The sequence below is a fragment of the Syntrophotalea acetylenivorans genome, assembly GCF_001887775.1.
GTDB lineage: Bacteria > Desulfobacterota > Desulfuromonadia > Desulfuromonadales > Syntrophotaleaceae > Syntrophotalea_A > Syntrophotalea_A acetylenivorans.
Genome location: NZ_CP015519.1, coordinates 1,513,268 through 1,536,892, shown reverse-complemented (window position 1 = coordinate 1,536,892; position 23,625 = coordinate 1,513,268). Strand labels below are relative to the sequence as shown.

Sequence of the window (23,625 nt, the reverse complement as noted above, 5' to 3'; positions counted from 1 at the left end):
TTAACCCTTGCAAGTCTCTGTTTTTTGGGTACTTAACTGAAGTGTAAACAATATTCAAATTGTTGCATTGGAGTGAAAACAAAAAATTCCAAAATTTACGGAACAATAGGTTGCGTATTTAACAACTTATCTGTCGTCCAAGCTCTAGACTCGCGACGCCTATCTATGTTTCCTCCCAAAATCCTTTGTGCCTCAATTCCAGAGTAGTTATCGTCATTAAAAAATAGCTCGCCAGGATTTCCTGGCCGGGCTATTTCAGGGTCTGAGCAATGCTAGATCGCAAGACTGCATGAGTTCAGATTCTCGTCTCCAGAGTGTTGGTGTTCCCGGAACTTGCAAAACCGACCGCCGGATGTAATTTCAGCGCCATGAGCGTATAATAAAGATGAGGGGGAGGAAGCCCCCTTGTGAAAGGAGGTAGCCTATCGAAACAGATGCAGATCACATAGAACTACATTCAAATATTCTGGTGGTTGAAAACCTCCGGAAAAACTGGTGAACGGTTAGATTCCATATTATTGAAAAAAGGCCCGGGCTATAAGCGACGGGCCTTACACGTTGCTACAGGTAAAAACAGAAAGTGCCGGCAGGAAAAATCTCTCTTCAAATCCTTCGGAGCTTCCCAGCGCAGCACACCATTTAGACGTTATCGTCTAGTCTGACCCAGTACACAGCTTTTTCACGACGATGACAGTTAGGGAAGTCATCTTTATTTTTGGAGGTGCCTTTTTCTGTTTTAATTGTTGAGTTTGGGGCTGGCAGATAGGTCTGGGGTGGTAATGTCGATATCGGCTGCGGAATTGCCACCAGGAATCTAGCCTGCAACTCTCAGAAGGAAAAAAGTGTTCAACATATTGGACTGGATTATTCTATGGGTCAGATGTGGTTAAGATTTGAGCTTCTCACAAGCCCTGATATATCAGAAAAACCCCCTGCTAGGTGATCGAGAGATTTGAGTGTTTGATGGGTGGTGACTTATTGGAATGTGATGCTTGTTTTTATTTATAGTGTGAACTCTTTTCGGCCAATTCACGAACAATGCTCAACAGACGATCTCGCTGTATAGGCTTGGGCAGATAACTTGTAAATCCAGAGGCAAGGCATTTCTCGCGATCTTCATCGAAGGCATTGGCGGTAAGGGCGATGATTGGTGTTACCGGACGCTGGGTGTTGTTTTCAAAGTCCCTCATTCCCTTAGCGGCCTGGAAGCCATCCATGACAGGCATTTGAATATCCATGATAACAAGATCGAAAATCTCGATCTTGAATCTTTCGACAGCTTCAGCACCGTTTTCGGCTATTTCCAGGGTGCACTGAGGGACACGCAGATAGATTTCGATGATCTTACGGATGCTCTTATCATCTTCGACGAGCAGGATATGGAGGTGTCTTGATTCTGATTCACCCACTGGGTCTGCATCTTTTTCAGATTCTGCGGCACTTGTGTTACACCGGATATCTTGCGAAACCAAGTTGCGGATATCACATGGCAAGACAGGCTTGGTCAAAAAGCCGGATATACCGGAGGAATTGACCATCTCCTGGCTTGTCTGAAGGTCGCTGGTCGTTACCAACGCGTAAAGGGACATGCGACCCATGACGTTGGAGATTTGGCAAACCGATTCCTTCCAGTCCGGCCCGCCAACCAGTGCTAAATTGAAAGGACTGGAATCCTTTGTCTGCTGGATCAATGCAACCGCCTGCTCAATATCGTTGGCTATTATAGGTGTAAACCTCTGGCCGCTTAATGTGATGGCGAGTGATTCCGCCGCCATCTGGCAAGGTTCTAGCACCAAAGCCCGGCCAAGTGGATGAGCGGAGGGCTCTTGGGAAACTGGGGCCTCAAGCGAAACGGTAACCAAAAAGGACGTTCCCCGGCCTGCAGCACTATCCACGGTAATAGTGCCACCCATAAGTTGGACGAATCGTCGTGCGATGGTCAGACCCAGACCGGTACCACCATACTCACGCGTCGTGGATGTGTCGGCTTGCGAGAAACTATCAAAAATCAAATCCAGTTTTTCTTGCGCTATTCCAATGCCGGTATCTTTCACAGTGAAACAAAGAGTGGGTCGACCGGGGACAGAGAGGGTGGTGGCGGAGGTGAGAACCTCCACCGTCAGTATGACGTGTCCTTCGTTGGTAAACTTAATGGCATTGCCGACAAGGTTGTACAGCACCTGCCCCAAACGTGTGGGGTCGCCTTTAAGTGATAGCGGTACTTCAGGGTGTATCGTAGCGATCAATTCCAGGCCTTTTTCATGGGCGAGGGTCGCAAAGCCCTTGCAGACTTTTTGGATGAGCTCTGAAAGGTCGAATGGGATGGATTCCAACTCGATGCAACCTTCCTCCACTTTTGTTAAGTCCAGTATGGAATTGACGATGGTAATGAGATGGCTACTGGAAGCCTGGAGCGCCTGAATGAAATGTTGCTGTTCCAGGGTCGGTTTGGTGTCGCACAAGAGGTCGCTCATACCTTGGATTACGGTGAGGGGCGTGCGAATTTCATGACTCATGTTGGCCAGAAATTCACTTTTTGCCGAACTTGCAGCTTCCGCCGATTCCTTGGCCAAAGTCAGGCGGCGAGCCTCTTCAATATGGGAAAGGTCGACAATCATTCCTTCCATATAGGCAATTTCGCCATTCTCAGCATAGATTGCATGACATTTTAGAGCAACGTGGATAGTTGATCCGTCTTGCCGGATCAAATCCGTATCGACGCTGACTCGTCCATCTTTCTGCAACCGTGCCAGAAGGCGAGAACGTTCTGACGGCACCGCATAGTAATTAACAACGTTTTCCGACTCCTGTAAAAAGTCCTCCGGCGACATAAAACCCAACATTTTCGCCAACGCTCTGTTTACAAGAATGATTTTGCCCTCAGGGGTTGACTGGAAGATGCCGTCGGTAGCATTTTCGAAGATGCTCCGAAACTTTTTCTCAGAAGAACGCAACTGCTGGTCTCGCTGATGCAAACGATCCGCCATGTCGTTAAACGCAAGAGCCAAAGCGCCGATTTCATCTTTTGCATATATGACTGCACGGGCTCCGAGTTCACCGGCCTTCAGGTTTTCAACGGCCTGCATCAAGCTCATAAGAGGATTTCTGAATTTTTTCAAGATGGTGAAGGTGACAATTATGGAAAGCAGGATAGCAAAAGTTATCAGCAGGGCTGACTTTTGGGCAAGGTCGACGATGCTGTCGTGTGTTTCAAGAATGCATTCATCAAAATCCGATTCATAGGTCGTATAAGCTTGATTCAGGGTAAGAGCTAGTTCTTCTTTTTGGCGCATGAAAACACGCATGGTATCTTCCCCCGCTGCGAGTCGTTCTGCGCCAGTTTTGCGAAGTACCCGCTTGCCTACCAGATAGTATGCCTGAAATGCATTGAACAGGGTCCGTAACGTTTCATCCCTGTTTGCGAGGGCGACAGAGAGTTGGTCCATAAGGCCGTAGAATTGTAGGGCCTGGGCGTCCAGTTCGGCAAGCCGCGCCTCACGATCTGGCCCACCTAAGACCATGGATTCCAGCACATCGGTGTGGATTTCTCCAATGATCAATGTGGCGCGCTGTATCTGTTTGTCCACCTCAAATCGGGTACGGGAAAGATCTTCAACAGTGCTGGTAGAGTTACGGAAAAAGAGCAGGTTCATTGCCCCGATCATAATAAAGAGCAGGACGAGAATACCAAACCAGACGAGAAGTTGTGTTTTCAGTCTCATGCTTGAAGAAAACCTTATTGAGGTATTATTTCCACAAGGAACCAACCGGGAATGTCGATGCGTTCGCGAATAACAGTGTAATTTCGGTTGTGTAGCGAAATGGTGAACTCGGATTCAGCGAGTAAGCGCCTGGCCATTGTCTTTACAGATGGACTACCGGAATGGCTGAGCTTGAACCGGTCTGGGGCAGAAACATCTTCAGTGATATTTTGAAGGTAGTAATACTTTCCAAGACCTTTGAAGTTTAGCAGTTTATTACATCTTGGAGTACTTGCAACAACCAGGGTTTCATCGGTAACAATCATCATATTGCGTTCGGAAGAGAGAAGTTTCTCGCCAATTGGCTTGACTCGGATGTCACAACCTGCGGTCCCTTCAAAGCTATCATTTTTATAAATGGGGGCTGATACGGAAACAATGTAGCCTTTTCCGGTGGCATCGATATATGGCTTGACCCACACAGCTTTGCGGGTTGGGTTATATTTGGGGCTGGGTTCATAGAACGGTTTGAACGCCTTATAAAAGTCGAGCTTGGGCTCAAAATACGCCACCGGATTGAAGAAGGGGTAGTAAATAGAAATATGTTCGCGAGTAAGTACATAAGCCTGATCAATAAATTCATTTTCCGTGACGGATTTTTTTATCTCCGGCTCCAGGCTTTCCAACGCAAGAATGCGGGCCTGTTGCTTTTCCTCTATTGGAATGAAGCCTGAGGCCCACATGCCGCAAAAACCGTCGTCCTTCTTTTTATAATAGGATGTTTTTTCGAAAAAAGCGTATTTAGATAAATGTTCCTGGCTAGGCTCAGGAAGCGGCTGACTATAGATTTTGGCGGCACTATCTCGCAAGGAATGCGCCGTCTCCCGGGCACCTATAAAGATATTGCTGATGGCTCCGGCCGTAACGCGTAATTTTTCTCGGCGCGTGTCTGCCCCGCTTTGGCAGCCTGTAAATACAAAAGATAGCAGCAGGCAAGCACATGTTATGTGTATAACTTTTTGTAGTGGTACCATAGTTGCCCCATTGGAAAGACATCATGTTGAGAGGGAGACTGAATATTTTCAAATTACCAAACCACCCGCTTCCATTTTACGGGTGAGGCTAATAACTCTCATTCGGAAAGGGCATTGTGGAAAAGACATCAGGGAAAGTCAAGGAAGTGGTGTTCTCCCTGCATGGTAAGAACGGCCAGCTATTAACATTGAGCTGGCCGTTGATCTATTTGATATTTAGCAGCCTTTTGGAATGACATCGCTACAATACAAAAATGACCCTGTATGATAGCAGCGCTTGTCAAACCAAGGCATATGAAAAAAGCGTATTGTGTCCTCAATGTTGTCTTGGTTGGTCTAAAGCTGCTTCTGGGGGAATAGGTGAAAGGCCCCTACATGTCCTGGCCTATGAGAAAAGCCCCCGGTCTGGAGATCGAGGGCTTTTGGTGTCTGGGAGGAGGTCAGCAACTCTAACACTTGATTTATGACAGATATAAAAAGCGCTAACGAAGAGTTATTATGTTGCAGACATTCCGCTTTGCATATATTGTGTTTTTCATATGTATGTTGGTGTCTTAAATGCTTAGCATAAAAAACATACAATAGCTCCCGTAGATAATTGATTTCCTTAGGAGACGACTATGAAACGAAAATACATCAGCCTGTTGTTTGTAGCGTTGCTGGGCTGTTTTATTGTGGCAAGTGGGGTTGCTCAGGTGGACAGTAACCCGCAAATTTCCGGCAAGGTTGTTAACGGTCTTCGTTTGTTGACACTTGTGCCGGGACAAGAGAATGATTTTGTGATTTATCGCGGCGATTACATCCAACCATCGATCAGCGGCTTTGACCGCTTTACTATAGAAATACCCGCGCTGAATCTTATGAAGACCTTTCCAGCCAAAGAAGGGGAGCGGGCGTACATAAAGATGAAAAATGCTGGTAGTTATAGCGTCTCGGCAGGAAAAGTCAACGGCACTATAAAGGTTATAGAATACACTGCTGCGTCCTACACGGAGTTGAGCGCCGAGCAGACATTTAGGCTTTTGCAGAACACCAACCCACTGGTTCTGGATGTTAGAACCCCGGGAGAGTTTAGGCGGGGTTATCTTCAGGGCGCAAACCTGCTCCCGGTGCAGGTGTTGCAGCAAAACATTTCGAAACTGGAAGCGTACAAAAACCAGGACATTTTGATTTACTGTGCTACCGGTAATCGTAGTACTGTTGCCTCACGTTTGTTGATTGAAAGTGGCTTTAAGAGAATCTACAACCTTCGTTATGGGATTTCTGACTGGGCAAGGCGCGGCTATTCGGTTGTTCGATAGCTCATTTTAACTGTTATCTCAGCATGGGGAAAACTCAAATCATTCGAAGTTGTGCTGACGGTTTGTTCCATCATTCATTGCTCCCCATTCTCAGCTACCAAGTTGGGCGGGATTCTGTAATACGTGCTTGCGGGGTGGCTACTGAATCGTGCGCAGAGTGTCTCGAATATAATCTTACAGCTAATGAAACGTGATCTGGTCAAATGTTGATGAGTCTCAGGAGCTCTTGCATGCAGGACAAAGAATACGTGCGTTAAACGGAGCGCCTTGTTTGGCCTGCCTACTCTGGGATCCTGGATCTTCTGCCCCCAAGAGTACGGTCGAAAATGGTCGACCGGAACAATGTACCGACACAGACGAACTGTATTCCGGTTGGCTGAGCAATGGATTCTTGCCATAATGGCCCAAGAATCTGATTGCACCGCACCTACTGGTCTCTACTTTGGAAGGACTCATGACTACCGCAACCGATACACCTTGGCAGCATCTAGCCGAATCAACCCGGAAACGCCTGATCTGGTGGCTTTGGCTGTTCACTTGGCTCCTTCTGCTTGGCGGTCTTTTCGACCAATCTTTTTATCATTGGGTGGTGATCATCTCCGCCCTTCACTCTCTTCTTTTTCTTTGGCTTTTCCGCTTCCGCATAGATCCATTCCCAGTGCAAGTCCGCCTCGCTTATCTGCTATGGACCTTTCTCGGTACTTACGTTCCCGGCATGACTTTTCTGATGTACATCACAACGGTCGGCCTACCGGCCAACCTATTCCTGAATTATTGCCCACTGGCGCGACTAATGCTCTTGATGCCCTGGAACCGCACCGCACCTCTCTCGCTGATCGTCCTCAAACGGGTATTCCTTAGTCCCCCCTCCGTCGGCAGGTTCGTTCCCCGTGAGCGAGACTAGGGTTCTGGCCTTCACCTTTACTGCTCCACATAAAGTGGTCACTATTTTCTCTCGCTCACCTTATCGATGGGGCTAGAAGAGTGTCTCGCTCCCCCTGACATATTGGAAAATCCCGCCAAGTTCGCCTGGCGGGATTTTTGTGTCTGATGGATGGTAATTTTTAGGTCAGGATTCTTCTACAGTATCAACGGAATGGAACTCACTTGCCGCCCGGCTTATATGCCGAGCCTCTCCTTGCCAACGTCACCACTAATCATAAAGGCACCTCTGATTTCACGCCGATAGTGCAATCAGGTGCCGCGACGTTTATGCGGCCACATCCCAAATAACGTTTATGCAGTCGCTCTCCTACCTCCTACCCATATTCTCGTTGGCATCAGCTTGAAGTTTCTTCCCCTTTTCCCAATCGGCCACGTCGAAGGTATGCGTCCAGGCGTTTTCCACGCGCTTTTGCGATCCGCGCTTGATTCTTCGCCACCATCAATTGTTTCAGTTTCTCACTCCTGAAGAGCAGCCTCATAAGCATGTTCACGCCACCTGGAGATGGGGCATCAAACATCCGGTGCTCTTTGTGGAACTCGTAGTCCGCCCGGAGTACCATCCCGCTTGTGGCTGCCAAATCGCGGAACGTCCAGGTGGCGCCACGGGTGCCAAATCGGTCAGCAATCTGCCATTTCTCGTCGAGCGCCCGGTCCAGGTCTTCAACCGTCCGGCGCACGGTGGCGGTAAAGATAGGGGCGTTTTCCGCGCGTTGAGTCAGGGCGGCGATGCAACACGGGCCGAATTTGTTCAGGACATTCCGCAGGTACCAAGCGGCCTCTGCTTCCAGCGGCCCGCCGCCAGTAGCAATTACGAAGCCATACTTGCCCTTCAGCGAGGGGCGATGGGCGAAGCCCCAACAGCGGTCGAGAAAAGCCTTCAGGTGACAGTCCACCATCCCGGAGACACAGGTGCCGACAAAAACGATGCCATCAACCTGGTGCAGGTGCTGCTTGATCGTCTCGTATTCGTCCTTAAGAACACAGACTCCATCCTCGTGAAAGTCGCAAAGGTAACATCCTACGCAGGGGCCAACCTGACGGTCCTGTAGCTCAATCACCTCAACGCTGTTCCGGGAATAGCGGCGAATAGATTCTATGACCGAGGCATTGGCCGAGTCTTCCGACAGGCGATTGCCGGTGAGGACCAGGATCGTCTTATCGCCGGTTTTCGGCACTGGTGGATCGTCCACTGTAAATCCTGGACCCCGGTGCGTGGAGGAAAGATACCTGCGCTCAACCGGCGGATAATGTCTGGCGGGCAAGTACCCGTCGGCCAGCGTGTGGTTGAGCTGTCCGGCCAGAATACGGCAACTGTCCTCCGTCACTTCCTCGTCCTCGTAGCCAAAGAAGGGATTGCCCACGGCAGACACATCCCCGACATAGCCCAAGCCCAACTGCTCGCTAACAAAGCGCACCCGGTCGAGGATGAAATCGTCGTGAACATGAACCGAGGTCATCACTGCCGCCGCGACTTTTCCGCTGAAGTCATATCCCTGGGTAAACAGCTTGTCGAGAAGATACTGCATCTGCACCGGAACGAACAAAAGCCATGCGCCGAAGGTCCAGACGATGGCGTCGGCCGTCTGCATCTTTTCTACGATCTTTAAGAAGGATGGCTCGGGTTTACTGGGATCGGTGGACAGCCTGGCCTTGACCACGTCTACAAATTCGTAGTCGTAATCGAGGAAACGGGCCAGGTACTTCGCCGTACACAGGCTGGCGCTTCGTTTGTGGCGGGGGCTGCCGCATAGAAAGAGTATTTTCTTCGTCGTCATTGTCTTATCCTCCTGACATTTGAAGGACATTCGACTAATCCTGAGGTTACTTGTCGACTCTCATATGCGCCTCTTCCTGTCTTGGCCGCATAACTAATATTTTACACCTGTATAAAACAATGGCCAGAAAATCAAAAAACTTGGAATTACCTCTTTTCAGATAAATAAGCATCTCTGCCATTAAGTATGCCTCGGCTTATGCAGACTGTATGGTTAACCAAGTTTAACAGCAAATGCCGATGCTGACGGCTGACGGAAACATTACCTGCCGGACTTTTTCCTGACTATGAAATTCTATTGGATTGGCGTTTGCTTGACCCTTTCCAAGCCGGCATATTTCCAGAACCCATCAAAAATAAAACAAAGCCAATGTAGCTAATTAATAAATGGCGAAGGTCAAGGATAAGCTGTATGACAAGTTGTTCCGGATTATTTTGCGCCTGAAAAGGAGGGTTGCTAGTGGGATTACTGAAATTCCTGATATATCAGAAAAACCCGACTGGTTTGCCAGGCGGGTTTTTCTTTTCCCAGAGTTGACAACTTGTAAGAGTCTGACTAAGACGAGGAGCCGCATCCAGCAAGATGGAGGCGATCCAGGGGATTAATCTGGGCTCTGGCAACTTGCCGGATTTACGCCTTTTGAAGGTCATGTTCGAAACATGGTCACCTACTTCAGCTCAAAGGCAACCTTGATGATAACCTGATACTCACTGACTTTGCCGTCATCACCAATATGACCGCGAACTTCCTCAACCTCAAACCAGGAAAGTTTTTCTAAGGATTTCTGTGCCTTGGTTACAGCCTGTTGAATGGCCTCTTCGATTCCTGCGCTGGATACCCCAATTACTTCGACTTTTTTGTAGGTCCGGCCCTTTCCGTAAGGCATTGCATCCTCCTTTGTTAAGATCCGTGGAAGTTTCACCCTCTTGGAGTTTAGCACCTTGATCTTTGCTGTAAAGCGGGCCTGAAAGAGATGTATAGAGCCCGGAAAAACCAGCCAGCGTGGTGAACTTAATATCTAGTATTGAGTTGCGTCTTGCGGGCCATTGCCGGCGTTGGTAGCAAATATTTCGAAATCAACTTCAATTCAGTCAGGATCGGAGGGAACGTGATTTATAATAAAAGCGCAATTCGGTTTTTTGTTCTTTCAGTCTTTTTGCCGCATATAAAGAAACGGCAGGCCGACCACCAGGGCTATGAGCAACGCCACTAAACCTTTGGCGACAACCGCCACCACCATGAGAAGAATGGGGGGGAGGACAGCGCTGAAACAATAGCCGACCAGACTAGCGAAAGCGAAGCCAAAACCGATAACAAGGGCCGCCTTGAGATAGCTTTTAACCAGACTATGAGCAAGTAGGCTGGCTACAAAGGAGAACAGGACAAAAAAGGCCATACTCCAGAACGCCAAAGTGCGTTGGACCGGGTCTGCCGCGGGTGCCTGAATATTGAACTGTTGGCCCTCCTTTTCTTCTTTTTCCGTATTGGAAAGCCACATGTTCACTGCCAGATATTCTCCCCAAGACCGAATCGGGACTTGAGACTGATCCACGGTATCCGTTTGCTGGTAAGTGGAGGAAGCAATGGCCGTTGGCTTACCACCTGAACCGCCGCCTGAACCACCGCCTGAACCACCGGAACCACCGGAACCACCGGAACCACCGGAACCACCGGAACCACCGGAACCACCGGAACCACCGGAACCACCGGAACCACCGGAACCACCGGAACCACCGGAACCGCCCGAACCGCCCGAACCGCCCGAACCACCCGAACCACCCGAACCACCCGAACCACCCGAACCACCGGAACCACCCGAACCACCGGAACCACCCGAACCACCCGAACCGCCCGAACCACCCGAACCACCCGAACCACCCGAACCACCCGAACCACCCGAACCGCCCGAACCGCCCGAACCGCCCGAACCGCCCGAACCGCCCGAACCACCCGAACCACCGAACCACCGGAACCACCGGAACCACCCGAACCACCCGAACCACCCGAACCACCGGAACCACCGGAACCACCGGAACCACCGGAACCACCGGAACCACCGGAACCACCGGAACCGCCAGAACCGCCAGAACCGCCAGAACCTCCAGAACCTCCAGAACCTCCAGAACCTCCAGAACCTCCAGAACCTCCCCCATCTCCGGGCAGGGCATTCGCCAACGGCTCGTAGGTATTGGATACCTTGGTTCCAAGGTTTGTAATGGAAAGCATTGCTACTAAGATTATCAAGGCCAGAAGCACAGCATATTCAACTGCTGATGCTCCCTCTTCGGATCTCCATCGAAATTTCATTCATATCTCCCATGGGGAAATTGCAGTTACATCAAGCTCATATCTAAAATCTACCAGATGGGAGGGACAATTCCACAGCAGCACGTTCTTCCCCTGACCAAGGCTGATTCTGAGGGTTGGATACGAGAAGGTATCAGGAAAGGTCGAACGGAGTCGTGTGTGGAAAAGCGAAAATAGAGGTTTAATGTTTCATCAAATCAATCTGGCGGAAACAATCCTGCAAAAGCTCAAAAGGGATGTTGTTAAGGCTATGCTGTCTGCCGCAAACAGCCGGTTTTTCTAAGGAAGCAGCAGCTCACAAGGGAGCTGTACCCATGCGGGAAAGTTATTACCTTTATGATGTTTCTAGATGAGAATCAGCAGGGCGGGAAGGGCAAGGCAGACGAAACAGCACAGGGTCCAGCGGAACATCTGTCGGGTGCTGAAAAATCCGACCAGGCCGAGCTTGAAGCAGAGGTTGGAGACGAGGGCGATGAGGATGCTGATGTGGGCTTGGGATGCTCCCAATACCCCCTGTTGAACCAGGCGCGCATTGGACAGGGTGATGGCATCGACATCGGTCAGGCCGGAAATCAGAGCGACGATATAGACTCCGCGGTCGCCTAAATAATCTTTCGCTGCGGAAACGGCGAGGATGACCGCGGCGTAGAGCAGACCGAAAAACAGGGCCTGAGGCAGTTCCACAGGGTTCTTGGTGTCTGGTGCCGGCCCATCGTTGCGGGGGGTTTTTCGCCTGTCACGTCCTAAAATAGATTGACGGTTTTTTCAAGCCACCTCCCTTGCGGAGGTGGCTTTCTTATGTACTTCTTCTGGTGTTTTCATGTCTAAGCTGAGGTGTGGCCTCAGACGATTGTAGGTATCGACGGATTCCCGCACCAAACCCTTCAACTCACTCAAAGTCCGGCACTTGGTGATCAGAAACTCCTGCTTCAAAATACCATTTACCCTCTCGGCCAAAGCGTTCTGATAACAATCATAGCCATCTGTCATTGACGGCGTCATACCATGACGCTTTAGCTCTTGCTGGTAGATCGCTGAACAATATTGTAGACCTCGGTCTGAATGGTGTATTAACGCTCGGCTTGTCTGTCGTTGCTTAGCTGCCCGACGTAAAGCTTTTACGACCCTGTCAGCACGCATATTGTCACTGACTTCATAACCCATGATTTTGCGGCTATAGGCATCTGTGACCAATGATAGATAGTGAACACCTTCATCCGTTTCAACGTAGGTAATATCGCTCACAAAGGCTTGTTCGGCACAGCTGATCTCTTGACTGCCTAAACGATTCGGGTATTTCTTCATCCAATGTTTGCTGTGCGTCGTTTTTGTGTAGCGCTTGATCGGTGTCACCAGCAGTTGATGCGCTCTCAAATAGTCAAAAAAAGCGTCACGCCCCAACTTTATTCCCTGCTCAACAAACATGGGTTTCAACAAAAAATACAGTTTGCGCGTACCAAGCCGCGGCATAAACCGTCTGACCTCCATCACCATTGACTTGACGGGTGCCAACTCTATGCTGCGCTGCTCACTGCGTTTTTCTCTTTGATAAACGGCTTGCCGGGTGATGCCAAGGAGCTTACAAGCGCGGCTTAGACTCAGCCCTTTTTGTTTTTGAAGGCGTCTCGCTCCTTGGCAATATACTTTTTTCGCAGTCCCGTTCCGTGCTCTGCATCCAGGATATCCACCACTTCATTCAACAACAGATTGCGAAGACGTTCATCCTCAAGTTCGCGCTCGAGTCGCTTGATTTTCTGTGCGGGACTTTCTTTGGCTTTGGGAGATTTGGGCATGGTCATCCTCACAGGTTGGGTCCAATCCAGCCTTCCGTGTTTTCGCAACCATTTTAACACTGTCGAGCGGCCCTGGATGCCATAAATCTTCTGAGCCTGCTTGTAGGTCATGTCGCCTTTTTCTACGGCAGCAACCACCTGCAATTTAAAGCCCATGGTGTAATCACGTTGAGTACGTCTCTTCCGCTTACTTTCTGCTGTGTCCATAAATAAGCCTCCTAGCTGTAAACTTATTTCAGGACGGGACAGCCAGATCATAAAGGCCGGGACCAGGCCGCCGACGAACATGGCTGCCATGGGGAGAGCCAGCCCGGCCAAGAGAGTAGGCTGGATCATGCCGATCAGGAAGGCGACGCGTATCAGCACCACTGTTGAAGCCAGGGCGACAACGAGAGCTGCGGCTCGGGAGAAGCCGGGGTTGTCCCGGGTGTAGCGACTGAACGACAGAGTGGTGGCGGTGCTGGAAACAATACCGCCGAGGATGCCGAGTACCGGGCTGCCCCAACGTTGTCCGGCTACCTTGAGAGTGATATAGCCGGCCAGGTTGATGGCGCTGATGATCACCACCATCAGCCAGATATTGTAGGGGTTCAATGCCTGGTAGGGGCCGAAGCCCCGGTTGGGCAGAATCGGTAAAATGATAAATGCGACCAGAATAAATTGAAAAATCGCATAGAGGTCTCTTTGTTGCAGGCGGCGAGAGAATTCGTGCATCTGCAGTTTGAAATAGAGAATGACCGTGGTCGCCAGGGCGATGGCTACGGCGGGTACCGTGTAGCCTGTCGCCAGCAGACCCCCGATGCCATAAGCCACCAAGAGGGCGACGGAGGTGGTCAACCCCGGTTTTATGTCTTCTTTAAGGCGGAGGACATGGACCATGGCCGACTGAACGGTAACGGCCAAAAGGCCCGCAGGGACCATCCATGGATACGAACCGCTGAGCGCCATGTTGCCGCAGATGGCTCCCAGCAGCGTCACCAGAATGAAGGTGCGAAATCCGGCTAGCCTCTGCTCCTGTCGTTCTCGCTCCAAGCCCATCAGGGCCCCGAGCAGAATAGCCAGAAAATAGGGTTCAAAGAGTTTCCAGACAGTCATTTCATTCATGCGCTACCGGCCCTTGGGGTGAAGTGAAGGTGTTGGATATCATTTACAAAAAGTATAACAAAAAGGGTGGAACTTGAAAAAATGCAAATTTTTTGACGGAGAATCGATTAGTTTGCATAGTTTTTGCTAATATTTTCAGTGGAAGCAGCAGCCAGTGCTTGGTCGCGGACGGTATAGGAGTATAGTGGCATCCGGGACAGAGACGACAGGCTGCGTAGTTGAGAATGTCCCATATTCCAAAGGAGGCAGTATTTTGTACTATCTCAGCATGAAAGTCACTCCCCCCTGGAACCAAGATCGCCCCCGCAAGGTCAAACAAGCCCTGGCCCATTTCTGGGTCGAGGCGGAAACCAGCAATAGCGCGGCCCATAAAGCCTTGGATTATCTAGAACAACGCCAGTGGCAGGTCTTGGCTATTCAGGAGAAACCCAACGAGGTCAGTGAACAGGACGACTCCCATGGTTGTATGGGCTTAACCCAATCGGTAAGGGCCAAGGTTTATGGTTTGTCCCTGTGTCTGACCGATTGGGTTTATGAAGGCCTGCAGTAGGGGGTGGTTCTTTAGCTTTGCGCGAGTCCTCCCGCACCAGAATATGGTGCCTTTTATGCGAGCGGTTCTCTGCTGACTGACGTATTTAATAGCACTTTTCTAGCTGATCGAAATCCCTGTGATCTGCCAGGGAGGTAACAGCGCCTCCCCATGGATCACTGTCATCGGTTTGCCTACCCTATTGGATCAGGCTGAGTTCCGCTCCAGCGTTTATGCAGGGTAGAGCCCGGCCGTCTGCGACACTATTCCTTTCAGAACTTTCCAGCAAGAAGCAGTATTCGTAGCAAACTCTCAATAGGGTATCGTTTTTATTGCAATTACAGACATGGCTTGAAACAAGAACGACCCATCTGAGTTACGGATGGGCCATTTTCATGCCAGGTGAATGGCGAAATTCAAATTTTTTTTGATTGTGATTTAATGCATTGGTAGAGAGATTTTTGCCTGTGTACCTTGATCGGTTGAACTGTCAACGGAAATCTCTCCGCCGTGGGCGTGAACAATCGACTGGACCAGAGTCAGGCCAAGGCCGTTTCCTGGTGTTGAACGACTTTGATCCCCCCGGAAAAACCGATCATAGATACGGACCAAGTCGTCTTTGGGGATGCCAGGTCCATTGTCAACGACCTTAACAACAAGGTGTTGATTTTCGGTATGTGCAGAAACCACCACTTGTCCGCCTTGCTGGGTGAACTTTATCGCATTGTCTAGCAGATTGGCGAGTGCCCTTTGCAGACAACTCCGATCGCCATACACAATGAGGTCAATCTCAGGGATTTTTGTGGTTAAGGATATCCCCTTATCCTGTGCGACCGAGGAATAAAGTTCTGCCACGTCCTGAATTATTTCTTTTATATCGACAGGCTTTTGGGCAGGTGGGCGCAGGCCTGCATCGGTTTCGGCGATTTCGAGCATAACGTTGATTATGCCAACCAGACGGTCACTCTCTTCAACAACGGCCCCTGCCATGTCCCGATATTCTTCAAGACTCTGGTCGCCCGTCAGCGTTGTTTCTGCCAGGCCGCGCATGCGTGTCACCGGACTTCGCAGGTCATGGGCTACGTTATTGGTTACGTCATGCAGCTCACCGATAAGAGACTGAATCCGGTCCTGCATGCGATTGAAGGAGTGGGTAAGATTCTTGATCTCTTCACTGCCACCATCCAGGACGATGCGTTGCGACAAATCGCCCCGGCTCATCTGGTCGGCACCGTGCCGGACACGTTGAATGCCGCTAAGGGCATTCTTTGCCACATAAAAGCCGATGAGAATGCCGACCATGAGCATAATCGCAAAAGAGAGGTAAAACACCCCGCGAAAGTCTTTGAGGAGCTGTTCGTCCTCGCTGAGAATCTTGCCGAACTGAATAAGATGACCGTCCCCAAGTTCCTGAAAAAATATTCGCACCCGGTCCCGATTCCCGGGCAGGTAGATGGTCTGGAAGCGTTCGCTGCGGTGTATCTCCAGTTCTCGGGTATGCGCTGGCAACCCCTGCCAACGGCTGAGATCGGAGGAGGAAACTACTTTGAATTCGGGCGAATAGACGCGGATAAAAACATGCTCGTCCCCTTCGCCTTCCGTCTCGAGAAACACTTCCCGCGCAAGGCCTTCGAGTCCATTCTCCTGATAAATCTCCACGCACTCACGGCCATCGCCGCTGAGTTCGGTATCGACTCTTTGCAGCAGGTTGGTTTCCAGATTGTTGTCGATCGTCTCGAAAACAGCCAGCGACAAGATGGCAAAGAGGAGGGTATATAGAAAGGTTAGACGAGCAGGAAGGGTACGAAACATCTATTTTTTATCCTCAAGGAGATAGCCTGCTCCCCGTACGGTGTGAATCAATTTACGAAATCGCGGCAGGTCGACCTTGTCCCGCAAGCGACAGATGCGGGATTCGACGACATTGCTTTCCGGATCAAAATTATAATCCCAAACGTGTTCCATAATCATCGTCTTTGAAACGACCCGCCCCTCGTTCCGCATAAGATATTCCAACAGTGAAAATTCACGTTGTTGCAGTTCGATTTCCATTTCCCCTCGGAAAACCTTGCGTTTCACAATATCCAGGGTCAGGTCAGATACTGTCAAGGTCGTCGGCTCTTCCCGGGCCTGACTTCGCCGCAACAAGGCCTGGACGCGGGTCAATAGTTCTGTGAAGGCGAAGGGTTTGACCAGATAGTCGTCGCCGCCGGTTTGTAAACCGAGAACCCGGTCATCAACGGTGTTTTTTGCGCTCAGAACAAGAATCGGGGTATTGATCCGTTGCTTGCGAAGACGCTCGATGAGCGTCAAGCCGTCGAGTTTGGGTAACATGATATCGATCACGGCAACGTCATAAAGTCCGTCCTCGGCCATAAACAGGCCTTCCATACCGTCGGCGGCACAGTCTACCGCAAACCCTGCCTGGGTGAACCCTTTTTTGATGAACTGTGCCGTTCGCACATCATCTTCTACAAGTAGTATTCGCATAGCAATCTCTCGTATTTACCAACTCGACTATTGACTGGGTTCAATAGCTCTAAAACCTACTTTACTCCCCGGAGTAATTTCATCTTATTTGTTCTTATGGGGTATTGCAAAGAAGTAATGACGACAAGCTTCACAGGTTTTTTTTATTCTTTGCCTATGGTGCAGGAGCGATTCTGTCAATTGTGCAGAGGTCTTCGACTACCGGCCAGTTCTTCTTTCTCAAGATGAGTTACATCTCGAGGCTTGAGCTGGGCTACTAGGCCATCGCTATCGTTTATGCGGACGGCGGCCAGAGAATGCTCGCCAAGGGTATATTGTTGTTTCCGATATGCAACGTTTGGCCAGAGGGCTGTGGCGAGGGCATCTTTTGTCAGCTCTGGGTCCGGTTGCCGGATCGGGATAAGATTTCCGGAACTGAAGGTAAATTGTTGTGCCGGTTTGTTTTGCGCATGAACCACGACCTGATCTCCACGCATGTATGCATGGGTCGATCCGTATTGCATAATGGCACGGCCGGGAAATTCCTCGGGAAGCTGTAAAAGGTCATAACCGGGCATGGGATGCTCAGAATCAATGCCCATGAGAGACAAGAGGGTTGGGGCCAGGTCGGCCTGGCTGGCAATCTTGTCGAACTTGCCGGGTTTGATGGTCCCCCCCAGAATCAACCCAGGAATGTGGAAGTGTTCTATGGGGATCAGACTGGGGCCTTTGACCACATCATCGTGATCGGCAACCACCAGGAACAGGGTGTTGTCCCAGTAATCGGAAGCACGGGCCTTGCGGAAAAACTCGCCCAAAGCATAGTCGGCATATTTTATAGCATCGGCGACAGTACCCCGCTTCGCCGTCGAGTTCGCTACAGGGTTTTCCGGGATATCATAGGGGGAGTGATTAGAAGAGGTAAAGACCAGGGCAAAGAAGGGATTGTCACCGTGTCGGGAAAATTCCTTATCGGCCCGGCGAAACAGGTCGCCATCCGAAACTCCCCAGGTGCCACGAAAGTCCGGGTCATCATAATCATTTTCGTCGATGACCCGGTCAAAGCCATTAGCCAGAAGAAAGCCGCGCATGTTGTCGAAATGGCTTTCGCCCCCGTAAATAAACTCAGAGCGGTAGCCAGCTTCCTTCAATATTCGAGCGATGGTAAAAAAACCTTGTTGTGCCAGGCCGAGTTTTATGACGCCACGTGCTGAGCTCGGAAGAAATCCGGTAGTGATGGCTTCAATGCCGCGAATGGAACGAGTTCCCGTTGCGTAAAGTTGCTTAAACCATAGGCCTTGTTTGGCTAGCTCATCCAGCTCGGGGGTGAAGGGTTTGCCCCCCAGGGACTCAACATATTGCGCCCCCAGACTCTCTTCCAGGATGATGACCAGATTCATCGGTTTTTGACGAACGGAGCTGGCTTTTTGCTGATGCAGTGTAGGAACTTCCTCCGACACGAAAGCGGCTGATGGAAGCATCATTTCGCGCCGCATACGTTGTACGATTTCTTCCTTCTTCATTCGGGGGTAGATCTTGCCAGTATTCTTCTCATCCTTCAGACGGTAAATCGAATAAAGAACCGAATACGCCGAATTGAGACACAGTTCATTCACCAGGTGGTCGCTGGAAAAAGCCGCCGTACTGGGGTTGGCAGGGCGGTGATCAAAACTGTTGCGGCCACCGATGAAGAGAATGCAGAGGACGAGGGGGCAAACGACTAGCCGCTTCCAGATACTCCACTGGGGGACGGGCTTAACGGGTGCCCGAAAAATCCATCGGACAACAAATATCATGGCCGTCGTCAATATCAAAGCGACCAGGAGTTGGGCTCTGAAACCGCCCCATATTGTCAGGGCAACCTCCCTTGGATGATTAAGATATTCGATGAAAATCCGATTGGGCCGAAGATCGTATTGCAGGATAAAAGGGGGGGTGGCTGTCTCCATAAAAACCAGGAAGACGATCCAGAAGGACAGCCAGACTGAAGAGAACTTCTGCCAGATAGATTTGCTGTTTAAACGGACGGGAAACAAAAACAATCCCAGCACTAGCGGAATCAGCAGATAACAGATCAGAATCATGTCCATCCGGATTCCAAAACCGAGCACTCTCCACAGCCCATCGACCGCCGCAACCCGCGGCCATTGCCAAAGAACCAGGCCGAAGCGGGTAAGGCTAAGCAGTAATGTGGCAAGCGCAAAAAATTTCAGAAGCGGGAGCAGGGGCCCGGCAGCTTTGGCAATTCGTGCAAAGTAACGGGTAACCTGTTTGGGCCTTTTTTCAAAGAGCGATACTTTTGACATACTTATCTTCCCTCAAACGAGATGCTGCAGAGCTACTGGTGCAATGCTTTGCGGCAACAATTATCGACGCACCGATACAAAGAGCGGTGGCTATCAGGGAAAATATAAGGGGTTGACGTTACGTCAAGATGACGGGGACATTACCATCTGGTCATCTTCAACCAAAAACAGAAGATATTCTTGGCAGATGGTAACCGGAGAGGGGAAACTACGGTGTCCACGGCTTGTGTAAACATTTAAGAGAATGACTGGGGTGGGGAAATGCGCAGCTTAAAAAAACTGGTGATTCAGAAAGGGAGAGTCCGCAAACACTGTTAATGGGTGACAGGTTGGATAATTCACCGTCCCGTGGTGAAGAGGACTATTTGAGCTGACTGGCCAGAAAACGGTCGAGTTGATTGGCAAAGGCGGTGCGATCCTGCTTATTGAAGGGGGCCGGTCCTCCGGTGTCGATACCGCTACCGCGCAGTTCGTCCATCAGGTCGCGCATGGCCAGCCGTTCGCGAATATTGTCTCTGTCATACAGTTCTCCCCGGGGATTGAGGGCGTGGCCGCCCTTATCGACGACCAGTGCAGCCAGGGGGATGTCAGCCGTAATCACCAGGTCGCCGGGCTGTAACAGTTCGACGATGGTGGCATCGGCGACATCCATCCCCGAGGCGACGATCATCGAACGAATGTAACGGGAAGCCGGAGTCGACAGTGGTTTGTTAGCCACCAGAATGAGGGATACCTTCACCCGCTCGGCCGCGCGAAACAGGATCTCCTTGATAGGTTTGGGACAGGCGTCGGCATCGATCCAGATCTGCATTTACAAATCCCCTTCCTGAACCGCCTCGGCGGCACAGCGGCCGGCCAGCCAGCCCGTTGAAAAGGCTGCTTGCAGGTTGTAGCCGCCGGTCTCCGCTTGCAAGTCGAGCAGCTCCCCGGCCAGATAAAGCCCCTCGGTCAGACGCGATTCCATAGTGCGTGGATCGACTTCCTTCGTTTCGACGCCACCGGCGGTAACAATAGCCTCGCTAAAGGGACGATGACCGCTGATTTCAAGACGAAAGTCCTTGATCCAACGGCCTAGTTTACGGCGTTCTTTGGCGTTCAGGGTGGCGGCTGTGCGCTCTGCGGGAAGACCGGTAAGATCGAGGCAGACCGGCACCATGGCTGCGGGTAAAAGACCCCGCAACAGGCTGGAGATGGGCTCCTTGCCGCGGGCGTCCAGATCGCGCAGCAGGCGGCGGTCGAGTTTTTGCTCGTCGAGGGCCGGTTTGAGATCGAGAGATAATTCCACTTTATGGTTGCTGCGCAGGGCGTCTACCGCCAAGCCGCTCAGGGTCAGGATGATTGGACCGGTGACTCCCGACTTGCTGAAGACCAGCTCGCCGAAATCTTCCGCCACCTTTTTACCGTTGACCAGCAACCGGGCTTGGACGTTGCGCAGGTTGAGGTCGGCCATGCGCCCGGTAACAGAATCGGCCGTCTCGAGGGGCACCAGGGCCGGCCGGATATCGATAATATGATGACCTGCGGCGGCGGCGAAGCGATAGCCGTCCCCGGTGGAGCCCGTAGCTGGATAGGAAGCCCCGCCGGTGGCCAGAATCGCCGCTTTGCAAGGAATCTCTTGACCGTTGCAGACAACCCCGGTCAATCGGCCATCGGTCACCACCAGCCTTTCGACGGTCGCCGAGGTTTGTACGGTGACGCCGACCTCCTGCAGCCAGCGGCGCAGCGTTCTCAACACGTCACCGGCCTGACCGCTGGCGGGAAACACCCGCCCGCCCCGCTCGGTAACCAGCTTGAGACCGAGGTCTTCAAAGAAATCCATCAAGTCAACATTGAAAAAACGCGCGAAGGCTTGCCGCAAAAAGCGTCCTGAGGGACCAAAGTGGGCGATGAACTCGCGCATTTCAGCACTGTTGGTGAGATTGCAGCGGCCTTTGCCGGTGATGCCGAGCTTGCGCCCGGGCAATGGCATCTTCTCTAAGAGCAGGGTGCGGGCGCCGGCTTGCGCCGCCTGGCCAGCGGCCATCATGCCGGCGGCACCGCCGCCAATAACGATAATATCCGGTTGAGTCAAAGGTCAGCCTGTAAATGAATAGAATGGGGGATGGTGATTTTTCACAATGTGCTGAAGGACAATACAGATCGTTAACGCCTAGTGCAAGCCCTTTGCTTAAGGAACCCCTTATCAGCGGGACTCGACGACCCAGGAAGGGTTGAACCCCGTGTCGGGACTAGCGCTGCGCCAGGTTTCAAATTCTTCACGGGTGTTAAGGTTGAGGAACATCTGCCAGTCGGGACTGTAGCGCCTGGCATCCGCTTCACTGACATAGTGAGTGTCGTGTTCGTGAAGAAACTGAAAGAGGGAATGGTGGCCGCGATGAAGATAGTCTTCGATGCCTGGTACCAAATCGCGGGCATAGAAGGCGTTAAAGGGCTCGATCCAATCGCCAAAGCGGGTGATGCAGGCGGTGTTTGTGCCGCCTCGCAGGCGTTGCTGCATGAAGCGGATATAGTCGAGATTGATGTTGGGCATGTCGCAGGCCAGGAAGTAAACCTGGCGAGAGCTTGCCGTCTTAAGGCCGATATGGATTCCGCCCAGGGGGCCTTTGTCGCACAGTTCGTCACTGACCAGAACAAAGGGGGGATCCCGATAGAGATCGGGGGTGTTGGTCACCACGATGATTTGATCAAAAAGGTTGGCCAGTTGCTTGCCATGGTGGCAGAGCAGATAGTGGTTCTTGATCTGCAAGAACTGTTTGTCGAAGCCCATGCGGCGGCTTTTACCGCCCGCCAGTATGACGGCGCTGCCGAATTCCCTGTCCATTACTTCTCCGGCTTACTAGAAAATTTACAGCCTTGCAAAAGGGTCAGTCTCGAGTCAGGCAGGAAAAATTGGTGTAAACGTTAAAGTTATTGCCGCGGGCAAACCCGATCAGTGTCATGTCCAGAGCTTTGGCCTGTTCAATAGCGGCACTGGTCGGCGCCGACCGGGAGATGATGGCGGGTATTCCCCGCCGGGCCACCTTGGCAAGAATTTCCGTGGAAATCCTGCCGCTGGTGAGCACGATTTTATCGTGCAGCGGCATATCGTGCATCATGGCATGGCCCAATACCTTGTCCAGGGCATTGTGCCGGCCGATGTCGTCTTCAAAAAGCAACAAGTCGCTGCCGTCGGAAAGGGCACAGCTGTGGACCCCGCCGGTATCGAGAAACAGCTGGGATTTTCCGCTGAACCGATCCATGAGTTCCAGAACCTTTGTTGCCTCGATGGAAAAGTCGTCGCGACAATGTCCGGTCAATGCCTGGATGCTGCCGGTATCCAGGGTGGAGTGGCCTTTGCCGCCGGCCGTCGGTACCGTTTTGCGGCTAAAGGGTTGATCGTCCTTCAAGCGCGCGGCGGCCGCTTTTCCAAGGGTCACCCGGGCTTGTTGCCGGGCCTCGTCGATGGTCAGCTCCTGCAGATCGCTGCGGTCTTGAATGATCCCTTCGGAGAAAAGGAAGCCGACCACCAGGTCGTCCAGAGAACGGGGGTACAGAGCAAAATAACGAAATCCCTGCCGTTGACCTGAATCGCCAGGTTGTATTCAGCGACCACCACGTCCGATACTTCGCTGGTTTGCCCCTGACGATATTTTAGAATCGGGAATTCCCGTCGGTCGCTAACAGCTTCCATGAACCTCTTTCTCGAAAATTAAACGGCAGGTCGTTACAATATTTAAGCTTTCTGGGCCGCCAGATACTGTTTAGCCAGGTTTGTGTTGACATGCACGACCCCGTTGTTCAGATTCTTGAAGGGATAATCATCGGTGATGGACGGCAGAGCGTCGGCATCCTCCTGGGTGCGCAACACCATGCCCGCCGGCACATAGCAGCCATCGGCCACGGAGACGCCCATAACAATGGCGCCGGGTTCGATAACGCAACCCTTACCGACGAAGGATTTGAATACCAGGGCTTTCATGCCGACGAAAGTTCCATCGAGGACTACGGCCGGGCCGTGGATCTGTACCTGGTGAGCCAGGGAAACGCGGCGACCGACATAGACGCCATATTTCTCCCCTTCAACCTCATAGAGGTTTTTGGTGACCTCTTTGCCGTTCATTTCCGTTTCCAGAGCGTGAATGACCACCCCGTCCTGAACATTGGAATCGTCGCCGACAAACAGCGGCTGCCCTTCGTCGCCTCGCACTACCGCAGTAGGCGAGACCATGATGTTTTTGCCGAGAATAACATTGCCGATAACGGCGGCCAGGGGATGGACATAACTGGTGGCATCGATAACAGGTTCCGAGGATTTTCCGCAAAAATCGGTGACAACATTTTTTTCGATCATAATTCAGAACTCCACTGATACAAAAGTCGAG

20 protein-coding genes and 1 pseudogene are annotated in these 23,625 nt (G+C 51.3%); 3 read left to right on the top strand and 18 right to left on the bottom strand.

Annotation, left to right across the window (positions count from 1 at the left end):
• Positions 1-998: 998 nt before the first annotated feature.
• Positions 999-3,722 (bottom strand): hybrid sensor histidine kinase/response regulator, encoded by a 2,724-nt coding sequence (locus A7E78_RS06985; RefSeq protein ID WP_072283548.1) that lies wholly within the window; start codon positions 3,720-3,722, stop codon positions 999-1,001.
• A 14-nt stretch (positions 3,723-3,736) separates the two neighbouring features.
• The gene (locus A7E78_RS06980) at positions 3,737-4,735 is read right to left on the bottom strand and encodes a cache domain-containing protein (RefSeq protein ID WP_072283547.1); all 999 of its coding nucleotides are present in this window, start codon (positions 4,733-4,735) and stop codon (positions 3,737-3,739) included.
• 620 nt (positions 4,736-5,355) lie between these two features.
• Between A7E78_RS06980 and A7E78_RS14810 the strand changes: the two genes are divergently transcribed.
• Positions 5,356-6,036 carry a rhodanese-like domain-containing protein gene (locus A7E78_RS14810; RefSeq protein WP_083552854.1) on the top strand — a complete coding sequence of 227 codons (681 nt, stop codon included), beginning with the start codon at positions 5,356-5,358 and terminating at the stop codon, positions 6,034-6,036.
• Positions 6,037-6,490: 454 nt separating this feature from the next.
• On the top strand, positions 6,491-6,940 hold the full coding sequence (locus tag A7E78_RS06970) for a hypothetical protein (RefSeq protein WP_072283546.1): 450 nt from the start codon (positions 6,491-6,493) through the stop codon (positions 6,938-6,940).
• A gap of 376 nt (positions 6,941-7,316) precedes the next feature.
• Here the strand turns inward: A7E78_RS06970 and A7E78_RS06965 are convergent, their stop codons facing one another.
• From A7E78_RS06965 to A7E78_RS15355, 7 genes and pseudogenes are all read right to left on the bottom strand, one after another.
• Positions 7,317-8,756, bottom strand: coding sequence for a flavodoxin family protein (locus tag A7E78_RS06965; RefSeq protein ID WP_072283545.1), 1,440 nt, complete (start codon positions 8,754-8,756; stop codon positions 7,317-7,319).
• A gap of 667 nt (positions 8,757-9,423) precedes the next feature.
• Positions 9,424-9,642 carry a dodecin gene (locus A7E78_RS06955; RefSeq protein WP_072283543.1) on the bottom strand — a complete coding sequence of 73 codons (219 nt, stop codon included), beginning with the start codon at positions 9,640-9,642 and terminating at the stop codon, positions 9,424-9,426.
• Positions 9,643-9,903: 261 nt separating this feature from the next.
• Positions 9,904-10,260, bottom strand: coding sequence for a hypothetical protein (locus tag A7E78_RS14935; protein ID WP_145924858.1), 357 nt, complete (start codon positions 10,258-10,260; stop codon positions 9,904-9,906).
• Positions 10,257-11,063, bottom strand: a complete 807-nt coding sequence (locus A7E78_RS15130) for a Flp family type IVb pilin (protein WP_162493598.1) — start codon at positions 11,061-11,063, stop codon at positions 10,257-10,259. Before A7E78_RS15130 ends, A7E78_RS14935 begins: the two co-directional genes overlap by 4 nt.
• Positions 11,064-11,408: 345 nt before the next feature.
• Entirely contained in the window at positions 11,409-11,813 is a 405-nt protein-coding gene (locus A7E78_RS06935; RefSeq protein WP_083552849.1) for a DUF4010 domain-containing protein, read from the bottom strand.
• 15 nt (positions 11,814-11,828) lie between these two features.
• Positions 11,829-13,063 (bottom strand): IS3 family transposase gene (locus A7E78_RS14800; RefSeq protein WP_418361389.1). Its coding sequence is split into 2 segments (ribosomal slippage): positions 11,829-12,692 and positions 12,695-13,063, totalling 1,233 coding nucleotides; the frame shifts between segments, so codons are not numbered across the junction.
• A 39-nt stretch (positions 13,064-13,102) separates the two neighbouring features.
• A pseudogene (locus A7E78_RS15355) lies at positions 13,103-13,951 on the bottom strand (MgtC/SapB family protein); the annotation flags it as partial.
• Between the two features lie 262 nt (positions 13,952-14,213).
• On the opposite strand from A7E78_RS15355, the gene A7E78_RS06910 reads away from it, so the two are divergent.
• The gene (locus tag A7E78_RS06910; RefSeq protein WP_072283540.1) at positions 14,214-14,510 is read left to right on the top strand and encodes a hypothetical protein; all 297 of its coding nucleotides are present in this window, start codon (positions 14,214-14,216) and stop codon (positions 14,508-14,510) included.
• Between the two features lie 417 nt (positions 14,511-14,927).
• Here the strand turns inward: A7E78_RS06910 and A7E78_RS06905 are convergent, their stop codons facing one another.
• The 9 genes from A7E78_RS06905 to A7E78_RS06870 form a co-directional block, all read right to left on the bottom strand.
• Positions 14,928-16,301, bottom strand: coding sequence for a sensor histidine kinase (locus tag A7E78_RS06905; protein ID WP_072283539.1), 1,374 nt, complete (start codon positions 16,299-16,301; stop codon positions 14,928-14,930).
• On the bottom strand, positions 16,302-16,979 hold the full coding sequence (locus A7E78_RS06900; protein ID WP_072283538.1) for a winged helix-turn-helix domain-containing protein: 678 nt from the start codon (positions 16,977-16,979) through the stop codon (positions 16,302-16,304).
• Positions 16,980-17,155: 176 nt separating this feature from the next.
• Positions 17,156-19,264: an LTA synthase family protein gene (locus A7E78_RS06895; RefSeq protein WP_072283537.1), complete on the bottom strand. Its 2,109-nt coding sequence runs from the start codon at positions 19,262-19,264 to the stop codon at positions 17,156-17,158.
• Positions 19,265-19,625: 361 nt separating this feature from the next.
• Positions 19,626-20,075, bottom strand: a complete 450-nt coding sequence (locus A7E78_RS06890; protein WP_072283536.1) for a YaiI/YqxD family protein — start codon at positions 20,073-20,075, stop codon at positions 19,626-19,628.
• Positions 20,076-21,335 carry a BaiN/RdsA family NAD(P)/FAD-dependent oxidoreductase gene (locus A7E78_RS06885; RefSeq protein WP_072283535.1) on the bottom strand — a complete coding sequence of 420 codons (1,260 nt, stop codon included), beginning with the start codon at positions 21,333-21,335 and terminating at the stop codon, positions 20,076-20,078.
• A gap of 111 nt (positions 21,336-21,446) precedes the next feature.
• Entirely contained in the window at positions 21,447-22,085 is a 639-nt protein-coding gene (locus A7E78_RS06880; protein WP_072283534.1) for a molybdenum cofactor guanylyltransferase, read from the bottom strand.
• Positions 22,086-22,128: 43 nt separating this feature from the next.
• Positions 22,129-22,770: a formate dehydrogenase accessory sulfurtransferase FdhD gene (fdhD, locus tag A7E78_RS06875; protein WP_158516082.1), complete on the bottom strand. Its 642-nt coding sequence runs from the start codon at positions 22,768-22,770 to the stop codon at positions 22,129-22,131.
• Positions 22,710-22,934 carry a hypothetical protein gene (locus tag A7E78_RS15035; protein WP_158516081.1) on the bottom strand — a complete coding sequence of 75 codons (225 nt, stop codon included), beginning with the start codon at positions 22,932-22,934 and terminating at the stop codon, positions 22,710-22,712. The genes fdhD and A7E78_RS15035 overlap by 61 nt, the downstream gene beginning before the upstream one ends.
• Before the next feature lie 42 nt (positions 22,935-22,976).
• Complete coding sequence (locus tag A7E78_RS06870; protein WP_072283533.1) at positions 22,977-23,594, bottom strand: LbetaH domain-containing protein; 618 nt, start codon at positions 23,592-23,594, stop codon at positions 22,977-22,979.
• Positions 23,595-23,625 lie beyond the last annotated feature (31 nt).

What these genes read in the sequence shown, in the direction of transcription:
- A7E78_RS06985 (WP_072283548.1), bottom strand. Translation starts at nt 3,722, where the DNA reads ATGAGACTGAAAACACAACTTCTCGTCTGGTTTGGTATTCTCGTCCTG.
- A7E78_RS06980 (WP_072283547.1), bottom strand. Translation starts at nt 4,735, where the DNA reads ATGGTACCACTACAAAAAGTTATACACATAACATGTGCTTGCCTGCTG.
- A7E78_RS14810 (WP_083552854.1), top strand. Translation starts at nt 5,356, where the DNA reads ATGAAACGAAAATACATCAGCCTGTTGTTTGTAGCGTTGCTGGGCTGT.
- A7E78_RS06970 (WP_072283546.1), top strand. Translation starts at nt 6,491, where the DNA reads ATGACTACCGCAACCGATACACCTTGGCAGCATCTAGCCGAATCAACC.
- A7E78_RS06965 (WP_072283545.1), bottom strand. Translation starts at nt 8,756, where the DNA reads ATGACGACGAAGAAAATACTCTTTCTATGCGGCAGCCCCCGCCACAAA.
- A7E78_RS06955 (WP_072283543.1), bottom strand. Translation starts at nt 9,642, where the DNA reads ATGCCTTACGGAAAGGGCCGGACCTACAAAAAAGTCGAAGTAATTGGG.
- A7E78_RS15130 (WP_162493598.1), bottom strand. Translation starts at nt 11,063, where the DNA reads ATGAAATTTCGATGGAGATCCGAAGAGGGAGCATCAGCAGTTGAATAT.
- A7E78_RS06905 (WP_072283539.1), bottom strand. Translation starts at nt 16,301, where the DNA reads ATGTTTCGTACCCTTCCTGCTCGTCTAACCTTTCTATATACCCTCCTC.
- A7E78_RS06900 (WP_072283538.1), bottom strand. Translation starts at nt 16,979, where the DNA reads ATGCGAATACTACTTGTAGAAGATGATGTGCGAACGGCACAGTTCATC.
- A7E78_RS06895 (WP_072283537.1), bottom strand. Translation starts at nt 19,264, where the DNA reads ATGTCAAAAGTATCGCTCTTTGAAAAAAGGCCCAAACAGGTTACCCGT.
- A7E78_RS06890 (WP_072283536.1), bottom strand. Translation starts at nt 20,075, where the DNA reads ATGCAGATCTGGATCGATGCCGACGCCTGTCCCAAACCTATCAAGGAG.
- A7E78_RS06880 (WP_072283534.1), bottom strand. Translation starts at nt 22,085, where the DNA reads ATGGACAGGGAATTCGGCAGCGCCGTCATACTGGCGGGCGGTAAAAGC.
- A7E78_RS15035 (WP_158516081.1), bottom strand. Translation starts at nt 22,934, where the DNA reads ATGGAAGCTGTTAGCGACCGACGGGAATTCCCGATTCTAAAATATCGT.
- A7E78_RS06870 (WP_072283533.1), bottom strand. Translation starts at nt 23,594, where the DNA reads ATGATCGAAAAAAATGTTGTCACCGATTTTTGCGGAAAATCCTCGGAA.